Raw genomic sequence first — 10,814 nt, 5'->3', positions numbered from 1 at the left:
GGGCCGAACACGGCGAGGCTGCCGGCGACCAGGTGCCGCGCGAAGCGCACGCCGTACCGGTTGGCGGGGACGAAGGCGGTCAGCGGGCGCAGGGTCCGGGCCGTGGCCTCGGCCGCGATCCGGCTCCGCACCGAGCCACGGGCCTGTTTCTGAAGGCGCATGCCTGCAGATTGCATTCTGAAGGCACATGCCGTCAAGATGTACCCGTGGAAAATGCAGCGGCCGCAGCGCCCGCTCCTCGTCGCCGGTACGGCGGGAAGTCGGCCGAGCAACGCCGCAGCGAGCGCCGTGAGGCCCTGGTCGCCGCCGCCCTCGAGATCTGGCAGGAGAGCGGCTGGGCCGCGGTCACGATGCGCGGCGTCTGTGCGCGGGCCGGTCTCACCGACCGGTACTTCTACGAGAGCTTCTCCGACCGCGACGCCCTGCTCGCCACGCTCTGGGACCAGATGCGCGACGAGACCCTGGCCATGATGCTGGCGGCCATCGCGCCGCACGCCGACGAGGGCCCGCTCGACCAGCTGCACGCCGCGCTGTCGGCCGTCGTCCACCACATCGGTGACGAGCCGCAGCGCGCGCAGATCGTCTTCGGCGACCACGCGGGCAGCGCGGTCCTCGAGCAGCGCCGACGCGAGACCATCCAGCTGGCGGTGACCCTGATGATCGACCTGGCCCGCCCCTACCTGCGCGACGACATCGACGAGGTCGGCTTCCGGGTCGCCGTGCTCACCGGCATCGGCGGCTTCGTGGAGACCATGCTGGCCTGGCGCTCGGGCCTGATCGAGGCCGACACCGACCAGCTGGTCGAGCACCTCGCGGCCGTGGGTGCGGGCCTGGCGCCGCAGTTCCTGCGAGGCTGACAACCAAAGCGCGCCCGCGCGCATCCCACCCGTCATGAACCGTCTCGCGATCGCCTCCGTCACCGCCGCCGCTGCCCTCGGCATCGCCGGCGGCGCGGGCTACGCCCTCGCCTCGGGCGACGACACCGGTGGGAGCGACGTTAAGGTCCGCGACACGACCCCGGTCGACGCCTCCGGTCCGGCCGGCGACGGGCCGCTCTACTTCCTCCACGGCACCATCCACGACGGCGACTCGGAGGTGGAGGCGGACGGCGTGGACGCCGACCTCGTCGTCGCCGTGGAGCACGACGGCGACGGCTACGTGCTCGTCTCGAGCGGCGACACCGACGCACTGAAGGCCGTCCACGTCGCCGACGACGGGACGACGCGGCCGACCGGCGTACCGGGCGAGGAGGAGCGCGAGGCCGCGACCGACGGGGAGTCCGGCCCCGCGGCCTGGGCGCCCCGGTCGCCCTCGGGCGACCTGCTGCTGACCGGGATGCTCGTCGACGACGGGCCGCCGCCGTCCGAGCTGGTGGTCCGCGACGCCGGCACCGGCGAGGTCGTCCACCGCTTCGACCCCGGCGGCTACCGCCTCGCCGCCGCATGGGGAGCCGACGACGCCACGGTCTACGTCGCCACCGGCAGCGACGGTACGGCGAAGGTGGCGCTCCGCCGCTGCAAGGTCGCGACCGGCACCTGCACGACGCTGCTCGAGGCCGAGGGCAACCTCGTGCTGGGGAGCGCGTCGTGATCGACCGGCGTGCGGGCGTGGTCCTGACCGTGGCGGCCGTGATCGGCATCGCCGGCGGTGCGGGTACGGCGCTCACGGTCGGCGCCGACGACGGCGCCGACGACAAGACCGCGGGGACGACGCTCGCCCAGCCGCTGTGGACGACCTCCACCGAGCTCCACGACGGCGACACCGTCGTACCTCTGGAGGGCGTCGGGTTCGTCACCGGCCTCGAGCGGATCGACGACCACTGGGTCCTCCAGGACATGCCGGACGGCACCCATGCGAAGCCGCGGGTGCTGCGTGTCGACCCCGACGGCTCGGTCGCCGTGCTCGCGGAGACCAACGGGTACGGCGACATCGACGCCCACGGCACCCACCACGTCGGTCTCGGTCCGGATGGCGAGAGCTACGTCGTCACCGACCTCACGTCCGGCGACACCACCAGGGTCGCACCGCCGCCGGACCCCGGATCGCCCGAGGGGACGGCCCTCTTCGACGGCGACGCGGTGATCACGGGCTGGTCGCCGGTCGGCACGACGTACTACCGCTCGAACCTCGACGGCACCGACCTGACCATGGTCGGCCGCGACATCGGGGACGGCCGGTTCGCCCCCGACCGCAGCCGGTACGTCGGCCTCCGGGTCGGGCTCTCCCAGGACTGCGTGCTCGGTGGCCCTGCCCAGGAGGAGCCGGACCTGTGGCGCTCGTGCCCGGGCGGTCTGGGCGCGGCATCGCCGTACTCGCCGGACGGGACGCGGGTGGTCACCCTCGCCTCGACCCGGCCGGAGGGGATGCCGAAGCAGGTCAACGTGCTCGATGCCGCGACGGGCAAGCGGGTCGCGCAGGTCGACCTGCCGGACGACGTCTTCGACGTGGCGATGCTCGACGACGAGCGGCTCGAGGTGGTCACCGTGACCGGCCCGGACGGCGCGCAGCAGACGACGGTGCACGTGTGCGACCTGTCGAGCAGGTGCACGGAGGCCGGCACCGCGAAGGGTGTCGGGGTGCTCGGGACCTCGCGCTGAGCCGGCGGCTCAGTCCTTCGGGCAGCCGGCCCGGATGTCCAGGGTCCCCGCCGACCTGCTGACCTTCCCGCCGGGGCCGGTCGCCTCGAGCGTGACCGTGTGGCTGCCGACCTGGCTGGCGTCGTAGCCCGACGTGATGGTGCCGGACCACGCGCCGCCGCCCTGGTCGGCGAGGTTGAACGACGCCCCGGTGCCGCTGACGATCGCGCGGACCCTCGTCGCGTTGGTGGTCAGTGCCGTGACGGTCACGACGTAGGGACACCCGGCGAACTGGTAGACCTTCAGCTCCCCGGAGACCGACGACATCCCTGCGCGATCGAGCGTCGGCGGATCGGCCGTCGGGGTGGGCTTCGTCGTCGGTGTCGTCGGCGGCTTCCTGGTCGGCCGGGTCGTCGGGTCCGAGGGTTCGGGGGTCGCGGTCGTCTCGGTCGGCGACACGCTCTCGGTCGGGCTCGCGGACTCCGTGGGGGTCTCCGACGCGCTGGGCGAGGCGGACGGGGTGGCCGAGGCGGAGGGCGTCGGGGAGGCGGACGGCGCGGGCACGCCGGGCACGCCGACGTAGACCAGCCGCTCGGCCGACCGGGCGTCGTGGTCCCCGTCGCGCAGCACGACGAGCGTGTGCTCGCCGGCGGCCGCGTCCCAGTCGAACGTCGCGAACACGAGCTTGCCGTTGCGCTCCACGTCCCCGGCCTCGGCGACCTGCTCGCCGTCGACCTCCAGCACCAGGTCGTCGATCGGGGTCTCGGCCGTCGCGTGAGCGCTCACAACGACCGCCCCCGGCGCGACCTGCGTGCCCGCGAGCGGACCGTCGATCCAGACCGACTGGTCGCCGACGTCGTCGGATCCCAGCGTCCCGAGCGCGAAGGTGGCGACGCCGACCGTCGCTGCGACGCCCGAGGCCGCGGCGGCAACCCAACCCATGGCCCGACCGTACGACGCCGGAAGGCCGGCGTGGGTAGGGATTCGTCGTAATCACGCGCGAGACCGGCCCGGAGCGGGTTGCGCGGGCCTACTCTCGCGCCATGCCTCGTCGGGTCTGGGCCTGGGTCGCCCACGTGGTCGCCTGGTCCCTGCTCACCGTCGGCGTGACCGTCCTGGTCCTCGACCGCCGCGGCGGGGACGACGAACCCGCCGCCGCCGAGCCGCCGCGCTACGCCGCGATGCCCTTCCCGAGCACGCTCTCGCTCAACGGCACCGACCGCGGCCGGATCGGCTCCCGTTTCCGGTTCACCGCCGAGGGCTTCAGCGACGCCGGCACCACCTCCGTCACCCTGTACGACGGCAGCCGGGTCGTGGACGAGGTCCGACTCGGCACCGACCGGGCCGGCAGGGGCGGCGCGCTCGACCTCGCGCTGCCCGCGCTCAGCGTCGGGCAGCACACCGTGCACGCGGTCGTGACCGACGGCGACGGCAAGGTGGCGGAGACGGCGCCGGTCGCCGTGCTGGTCGGCGCGGCGCCGGGCGAGGTGGACGTGCCGGTCGTCGTACCGGTGCTGGAGGACGAGCGCCCGCGCGACGTGGCCGCGCGGCTCGGCGTCCCCGTGTCGGCACTGGTCGGTGGGATCCGTGGTGGCGCTCTCGTCGTGAAGGTGGCGCCCGACGCCGGGGCGTCGCTGGTCGACGGTGACGAGATCACCGTGGGCCCCGCCGCATCCCTCGGTCCGTTCACGTTGAGCGCGCAGGCGAGTGGTTGCGGTGTGGAGCTCCATGCGGAGGGTGTGAGCGCTGCCATCACCTACTACCGTGGCGGCGGCTCGACGTCGGGCTGGGTCGAGGTGCGCAGCACGGTCCGCGACCTGTCGCCGGGCACGCATGCCTTCTTCGCCCGCTCGGGCGGACGCGACTCCGGCACCGTCGAGGTGACCGTCCCCGACCGCTGCGCCCAGGGCTACGGCTGGACCGGCGACGCGTCGGTCGTCGACGGTGTCCTCACGATCCCGAAGGCGGCCTCCGGCGTCTTCCTCCACCTGTCCGTCGACGGCCGGCCGTGGATCCGCGTCCCCGCCTCTCAGGACGAGGCGCTCGACGCCGGCACGAAGACCTCGATCGCGCACCTGCTGCCCGCCCTCGACGGGCGTCGGCTCGAGCTCGAGGTGTGGCAGTCCGGTGAGTTCCCGCGGCGGGTCGCGACCGGCCAGCTGCGGGTGCCCTCGGACCGCTCGCTGGCGAGCATCGTCGGGGAGCCGTCGGCGGTGTCGCTGACCGTGAGCACGCCCGATGGCGAGCGCACCGGGATCCAGCTGGGCTCGCAGCACCAGGAGCTGACCTTCACCTGGACCGCCGCCTCGCCCGCCGCGACGCGGGTGCGCTGGCAGGTGCTCGCGCTCGACTCCCGCACGTCGGACCTCGCGCTCTCGCCGTCCGGCCTGCTCGCCTCCGGCGTCTCCGAGGGCGACGCGAAGGGCACGTTCACCGTCGACACCGCAGACATCCCTCGTGCCGACGCCGAGCCCGAGGGAGGCGCGGTACCGAAGGGGACCGCGGTGGCGCTCAAGCCCCCGGTCCCGACGGGGACCTTGGCGAGCACGCCGGCGTACGCCTCGCTGGTGCCTGTGAGCGCTCTCACCGATCCGAGCCCGCCGGTCGAGCTGCCGGTCGAGGGCAGCACGGTCTACGTGCGGGTCGTGACCGAGACCGGCCCGGCCGCGGCATCGCCGGACGTCCTCGTGCACCTGCCGGTCCACCAGTCGAAGGGCACCGGCGTCGACTTCCAGGTCGAGAACCTGTACCTCGACGCCGGCCGGGCACCGAACCCGAAGGCCGTCGGCTGCCTGATCGTCGACGTCCCGTGGACGCTGGCCACGCGGCCCACCTACGAGTCGTACGGCTACGGCGGCGTCAAGGGCGACCTGACGACCTACGTCGCCAGCCAGTTCTACCCGCAGGACGGCACCTGGTGCCCGGGCGCCTTCCCGCCACCGAAGGGCTGCGACGCCTGGTACTGCGACGTCGTCGACTTCGTCGTCGACGCGGCCGGTGTGGTCGTGGGCGTGGTCGTGCAGGTCTACGAGCTGGTGTCCTACGCCTACAACGGCGTGATCGACGGGGTGGTCTCCGCCATCGCGAAGTACAACCCGCTCTGCGTCGCGCTCGGTGCTGCGGACGGCGGCGCCGGCAGCGGGTGCGAGACGGTCGTCGGTTTCGCGACCCGCGCCGCGGTCACCGCCGTCCTCGCCTCGGTCGGCCTGCCGCCGTCGCTGCCGACCACCGATCAGCTGGAGGCGATCGCCGCCGGCGAGCTCGACCAGCTCGCGGTCGAGGTGATGAAGCAGCTCGGCGTGCCCTGCGACACCGCGAAGGCACCCGCGGGCTTCGACACCGCGCTGGCCTCGGCGGGCGAGGCGCTGGACGCCCCGGTGCTCGGCTCCGCCGCCGACCCGTGCCTGGCCGTGGCGCACCTGCTGATCGGCGAGGTCCGCGAGCGCGCGACCGCCGACGCCGAGCGGGCCCTCGCCGACGCCAGCGGCCTGCCGTCCTTCCCGGACATCAAGGGCTTCACGATGACCGCCGACCCGCGCGGACGGACCGACCCGCTGACCGTCGACGTCGTCGCCTCGGTCGTCGAGGCCGACGCCGACCCGACCGGCCTGTTCTGCCAGGTCGTCGTGCACGACCCGCACCGCGCGGGCGTGCAGTCCGTGGGTCCGTACGGCAGCTTCCTGATCAGGCTGGAGCCCTCGTCGCAGGACGGCCGCACGTGGTCGGGACGCGGCGTGCGGATGCCGTCGGGGTCCGACGTCGTGACGCGGCTCCAGGGGGCGTCGTACGACGTCGGGGTGCGCTCGCAGCACCCGTCGGAGTGCCAGATCGCCGACACGACGGGCACGGTGGCGCTGCGCGCGCCGGACCAGTAGCGGCGCGAGAAAATGGGAGTTTCACCGGCCGGCCGGTGAAACTGGCGTACTTGGACGACGAAACTCACGCTTGGACGAGGAAACTTCGTCGTCCAACCATGAGTTTCACCGGCCGGCCGGTGAAACTCACGTACTTGGACGACGAAACTCCCGCGCGCCGAACCAGTAGCGGTCAGTCGTGCACGCGCAGCAGCGGCCGCACGGCCTGGCGCGCGTGGTGGATGCGGGACTTGATCGTGCCGAGCGGGGTGTCGAGCAGGCGCGCGATCTCGTTGTAGTCGAGCTCCTGCACGTCACGCAGCACGAGCGGCTCGACGAGCTCGGGGTGGCTCGTGGCGAGCACCTCGAGCGCCTCCAGCAGGTCGAGCCGGCTGCCGGCGATGACGCTCGTCGTGCGCGGGTCGGCGTACACGGGCATCTCGTCGACCGCGTGCTCGGCGGAGCGCCGCTTCAGGGTCCGGTACGTCGAGCGCGCGCTGTTGGACGCGACCGCGTGCAGCCAAGTCGTGAACTTGCTGCGCCCGGCGAAGGTGCCGATCTTGGTGGCCACCAGGAGCAGCGCGTCCTGCGTGGCCTCCTCCGCGTCCTGCGGGTGCAGCAGCATCCGTCCGCAGATGCGGCGGACCCGCGGCTGGATCGCGGCCAGCAGGTCCTCGAGTGCGTCGCGGTCGCCCGCGGCAGCGCGCAGCGCGACCTCGTCGAGATCGAGCTCCTCCATGACAGCCTCCCCGAGTCGGGCGCGTGGCGTTTGCACCCTGCTCCGTCAGGCACAATACGCAGCGTGTCCCTGCCGGAGCGACTCGGGAGGCTCCGCCGCGTCGACCGGATCGGAGCCGGTGGTTTCGCGACCGTCTGGCTCTACCACGACGACGAGCTGGACTCCCCCGTCGCGGTGAAGGCCCTCGCCGACAACTGGGCCCAGCGGCAGGACGTCTGCGACCGCTTCCTCGAGGAGGCGCGCATCCTGCGCCGGGCCGACTCCGACCACGTGGTGCGGGTCTACGACATCGGCGCGGTCGACGGCACGCCCTACTTCGTCATGTCGTACGCCGACCGCGGCACCGTCGCGGACCTGCTCCAGCCCGGCGTGCCGATGCCCGCCGACCGGGTCGTCGACCTCATGGCCCAGGCGGGCGACGGCATCGCGGTGCTGCACCGCCACGGCGTGATCCACCGCGACATCAAGCCGCAGAACCTGCTGCTCCGCTCCACGCCCGACGGCGGGGAGCGGGTGCTCGTCGCCGACCTCGGCGTCGCCAAGGCGATGCTGCACGCGAGCGGGCTGACCCAGGTGGTCGGCACGCCGTCGTACATGGCTCCGGAGCAGGCCAACGGCGTCGGGCTGGACCTCCGCGCCGACGTGCACGCGCTGGGCGCGGTCGCCTACCACCTGCTGACCGGGCGGCTGGTCCGCGAGGGTGGCTTCAGCTCGTTGATGCAGCCCGAGCTGCCGGCGGCGCCCTCCCTCATCGCGGACGTCGCGCCGGCCTACGACTCCGTCGTGCTGCGCGCGCTCGCGGTCGATCCCGACGACCGCTGGCCCGACGTACCGTCCTTCGTCGCCGGGCTGCGCTGGGCCGAGCGGACCGCGGTGCAGCGCGAGGCCCTGACCGGTACGGCGGAGCGGCGGCTCGGCCCGCCCCAGGCCGTGCCGACCCAGCTGCCCACGCAGGACCGGGACGAGCCCGCGGTGACGATCGCGCCCGAACGTCCGGCGGCTCCCGCGGCTCCCGCGACGCCGCCGGAGCCCCCGAGGGGACGGCGGATCCTGCCGCTGGCCCTGCTCTCGCTGCTCGTCCTGCTCGTGACCTTCGGGGCGGCGTATGGCGCCACCCGTCTGCTCGGCGGCAGCGACGACGGCGAGCCGAGGTCGCCCAGCAGCGCGCCCAGCTCGTCCCCGACCCCGACGCCGTCGCAGACACCGCTCGGCGAGCCCGAGCCGGACATCGACTTCCCCGCGCTGCAGCTCCCGAACGGCCAGGAGTACGACACCCACGTCGTCCGGACCAGTGGCGTGGCGTGGACCTACCCGGTGCCCGTCGGCTGGGTCGCCTACCGGCTCGGGGCGAAGAACGAGGACCTCGGCGTGCTGCCCGACGACGAGATCGACGACGTCGGGCAGGTCCGGTGGCGCCCCGCGGGCGAACCACTGGTCGGCGGCTTCAGCGTCCGGCTCCGTGCGTTGTCCACGCCGATCGGCGTACCCGCGACACTCGCCGCGAAGGTCGTGGAGCTCGAGAAGCTGAAGGACCCGGACGTCTACGACCAGACCGCCGACACGGTCTACTACACCTACCGCGACGGCAACAACCGGGTCCGCTACAACTTCTTCCGCTGGCTGCCCAACGACGCCGGCGAGGCCGCGCTCGAGATCTCCGTGTCCGGGCGCACCGCCGACAAGCAGGGGCTCGCGGACCTGCTGGAGGCCGTGACCGACGGGGCGAGTGTCACGACCCCGAAGGCGAAGTCCCGCTGACCACCGTCGCGTCGCGCTCCTCGTCGTGGTCGACGCGTGCCCGCAGCCCGGCAGCGCCGAGCGCGGCCAGCGCCGCGTCGACCTGGCCGACGGCCACCTCGGAGTGCATCGTGCCGCCGGGGCGCAGCCATGTGAGCGCTGACATCGCGACCCGGCGCAGGACGTCGAGCCCGTCGGGCCCACCGTCGACGGTGCTCCGCGGCTCGTGGTCCCGCGACTCGGGCGGCATCGCCGCGACGGCGTCGGTCGGCACGTAGGGAACGTTCGCCAGCAGGCAGTCGACCTGCCCCCGGAGGCCGAGCGGCAGCGGAGCGGCCAGGTCGCCGAGGTGGACGGTGCCGCCGACCTCCGCCAGGTTGCGGGCCGCGCACGCCACGGCGGCCGGGTGGTCGTCGGTGGCGTGCAGGGTGCTGCCCGGGCGCCGGTGGGCGAGCGCGAGGCCGAGCGCGCCGCTGCCGCAGCACAGGTCGACCACGGTCGCCGGGGCCGCGGGGCCGAGGGTCGCGGCGAGGGCGTCGTCCGCGAGCTCGACGAGGTACGCCGTGCGCTGGCGCGGGACGAACACCCCGGGGTCGATGCCCACCCGCAGGCCGTCGAAGGCGGCCCACCCGAGCACGAGCTCGAGGGGCTCGCCGTCGATCCGGCGTCGTACCAGGGCTTCGAGGGCGGCGTCGTCGGGTGCCGCCTCGGTCAGGAGGGCGGCCTCCTCCTCGGCGAAGACACAGCCGGCGGCGCGCAGGCGGGCGACGAGATCGGGCATCGCCTCAGCCTGTCAGGCCTCCGGCATCAGGATCCAGCCGGCGACGTACAGGATGAGCCCGGTGCCGAAGCCGAAGATCACCGCGGCGACCAGGAGCAGCCGCACGATGGTGGCGTCGATGCCGAGGTGGTCGGCGATGCCGCCGCAGACGCCGGCGACCATCTTGCCGTGGCGGCGCCGGGTGAGCCGGCGGCCCTTCGGGGTGCTCTGCGGGGCGGGGTAGCTGTCGTAGTTGCTCATGCCTCCACGATGCCTCGCCCGGGCCGGTCCCACATCGGGGAAGGACCCCGGTTCACCCCGGATGCGACCCTGAGACCTGCCATGATTCAGCCATGCGACCACAGGTCGTCGCCCACCGGGGCGCGAGTCACGAGATCGCCGAGCACACCCTGGGTGCCTACATCACCGCGCTCGACAGCGGCGCCGGCGGCCTCGAGTGCGACGTCCGGCTCACCGCGGACGGCCACCTCGTGTGCGTGCACGACCGCGACCTACGGCGGACCGCCGCCACCAAGGGGCTGGTGTCCACGATGGACCTGGCCGACCTGTCCGACCTCGACTTCGCGTCGTGGAAGAACCCCTGGTCGGACCTCGACGACGAGGCCGACGACGACGACGAGCGCGGGGTCCTGACCCTGCGCAAGCTCCTCGAGACCGTCGCCGACTACGACCGCCGCGTCGAGATGGCGATCGAGACCAAGCACCCGACCCGGTACGGCGGACTGGTCGAGAAGCGTCTCGTCGAGATGCTGCGCGACTTCGGCTGGGACCGCGCGGACGCCCCGGTGCGGATCATGAGCTTCTCGTTCACCGCGCTCCAGCGGGTCGAGCGGCTCGCCCCCGAGGTCCAGCTGGTCCAGCTGTTCGACAAGCCGAACCACTGGCCGATGCTGCGCCGCGTGGTCGGCCGCGACTGGATCATGGGTCCGGGCATCAAGATGCTGCGCCAGCACCCCAGGCTGCGCGACAGCCTGGCCCGCAGCGGTCGCGACGTCCACGTGTGGACGGTCAACAAGGAGAAGGACCTCGACCTCTGCCTCGACCTCGGGGTGAAGGCCGTGATCAGCGACAAGCCGCGGTTCATGCTGGACCTGCTCGACACCCGGTTCGGCGCCTCCGAATAGTCT

The 10,814-nt window shown here is 73.4% G+C and carries 10 protein-coding genes; 6 read left to right on the top strand and 4 right to left on the bottom strand.

Features of this window, described 5'->3' with window-relative positions:
- The first annotated feature begins 206 nt into the window (after window positions 1-206).
- From ASE20_RS13775 to ASE20_RS13765, 3 genes are read left to right on the top strand one after another with little or no spacing between them, the layout of a single operon-like run.
- Entirely contained in the window at window positions 207-857 is a 651-nt protein-coding gene (locus ASE20_RS13775; protein ID WP_056895081.1) for a TetR/AcrR family transcriptional regulator, read from the top strand.
- 34 nt (window positions 858-891) lie between these two features.
- On the top strand, window positions 892-1,590 hold the full coding sequence (locus ASE20_RS13770; RefSeq protein ID WP_056895080.1) for a hypothetical protein: 699 nt from the start codon (window positions 892-894) through the stop codon (window positions 1,588-1,590).
- Window positions 1,587-2,597 (top strand): hypothetical protein, encoded by a 1,011-nt coding sequence (locus ASE20_RS13765; RefSeq protein WP_056895079.1) that lies wholly within the window; start codon window positions 1,587-1,589, stop codon window positions 2,595-2,597. The genes ASE20_RS13770 and ASE20_RS13765 overlap by 4 nt, the downstream gene beginning before the upstream one ends.
- Before the next feature lie 9 nt (window positions 2,598-2,606).
- Here the strand turns inward: ASE20_RS13765 and ASE20_RS13760 are convergent, their stop codons facing one another.
- Window positions 2,607-3,518, bottom strand: a complete 912-nt coding sequence (locus tag ASE20_RS13760; protein WP_056895078.1) for a hypothetical protein — start codon at window positions 3,516-3,518, stop codon at window positions 2,607-2,609.
- Between the two features lie 101 nt (window positions 3,519-3,619).
- On the opposite strand from ASE20_RS13760, the gene ASE20_RS13755 reads away from it, so the two are divergent.
- The gene (locus tag ASE20_RS13755; RefSeq protein WP_056895077.1) at window positions 3,620-6,451 is read left to right on the top strand and encodes a hypothetical protein; all 2,832 of its coding nucleotides are present in this window, start codon (window positions 3,620-3,622) and stop codon (window positions 6,449-6,451) included.
- A 172-nt stretch (window positions 6,452-6,623) separates the two neighbouring features.
- Here ASE20_RS13755 and ASE20_RS13750 read toward each other — a convergent pair whose 3' ends face one another.
- A complete protein-coding gene (locus ASE20_RS13750; RefSeq protein WP_056895076.1) occupies window positions 6,624-7,169 on the bottom strand; it encodes an RNA polymerase sigma factor in 546 nt (181 codons plus the stop codon).
- Window positions 7,170-7,232: 63 nt separating this feature from the next.
- On the opposite strand from ASE20_RS13750, the gene ASE20_RS13745 reads away from it, so the two are divergent.
- Window positions 7,233-8,927, top strand: coding sequence for a serine/threonine-protein kinase (locus ASE20_RS13745; protein WP_056895075.1), 1,695 nt, complete (start codon window positions 7,233-7,235; stop codon window positions 8,925-8,927).
- On the opposite strand, the gene ASE20_RS13740 is transcribed toward ASE20_RS13745, so the two are convergent.
- Both ASE20_RS13740 and ASE20_RS13735 read right to left on the bottom strand, forming a co-directional pair.
- Window positions 8,899-9,687 (bottom strand): putative protein N(5)-glutamine methyltransferase, encoded by a 789-nt coding sequence (locus ASE20_RS13740; protein ID WP_056895074.1) that lies wholly within the window; start codon window positions 9,685-9,687, stop codon window positions 8,899-8,901. The genes ASE20_RS13745 and ASE20_RS13740 overlap by 29 nt on opposite strands.
- 12 nt (window positions 9,688-9,699) lie before the next feature.
- Window positions 9,700-9,927, bottom strand: coding sequence for a PspC domain-containing protein (locus tag ASE20_RS13735; RefSeq protein WP_056895073.1), 228 nt, complete (start codon window positions 9,925-9,927; stop codon window positions 9,700-9,702).
- Between the two features lie 92 nt (window positions 9,928-10,019).
- On the opposite strand from ASE20_RS13735, the gene ASE20_RS13730 reads away from it, so the two are divergent.
- The gene (locus ASE20_RS13730; protein ID WP_056895072.1) at window positions 10,020-10,811 is read left to right on the top strand and encodes a glycerophosphodiester phosphodiesterase family protein; all 792 of its coding nucleotides are present in this window, start codon (window positions 10,020-10,022) and stop codon (window positions 10,809-10,811) included.
- Window positions 10,812-10,814 lie beyond the last annotated feature (3 nt).

Origin of the sequence: Nocardioides sp. Root240 (genome assembly GCF_001428825.1) — a bacterium.
Classification (GTDB): domain Bacteria; phylum Actinomycetota; class Actinomycetes; order Propionibacteriales; family Nocardioidaceae; genus Nocardioides.
This window is presented reverse-complemented; position numbering and strand designations above follow the sequence as displayed.

Coding starts and splice junctions, on each gene's coding strand:
- ASE20_RS13755 (WP_056895077.1), top strand. CDS start 3,620: ATGCCTCGTCGGGTCTGGGCCTGGGTCGCCCACGTGGTCGCCTGGTCC.
- ASE20_RS13735 (WP_056895073.1), bottom strand. CDS start 9,927: ATGAGCAACTACGACAGCTACCCCGCCCCGCAGAGCACCCCGAAGGGC.
- ASE20_RS13740 (WP_056895074.1), bottom strand. CDS start 9,687: ATGCCCGATCTCGTCGCCCGCCTGCGCGCCGCCGGCTGTGTCTTCGCC.
- ASE20_RS13730 (WP_056895072.1), top strand. CDS start 10,020: ATGCGACCACAGGTCGTCGCCCACCGGGGCGCGAGTCACGAGATCGCC.
- ASE20_RS13760 (WP_056895078.1), bottom strand. CDS start 3,518: ATGGGTTGGGTTGCCGCCGCGGCCTCGGGCGTCGCAGCGACGGTCGGC.
- ASE20_RS13750 (WP_056895076.1), bottom strand. CDS start 7,169: ATGGAGGAGCTCGATCTCGACGAGGTCGCGCTGCGCGCTGCCGCGGGC.
- ASE20_RS13770 (WP_056895080.1), top strand. CDS start 892: ATGAACCGTCTCGCGATCGCCTCCGTCACCGCCGCCGCTGCCCTCGGC.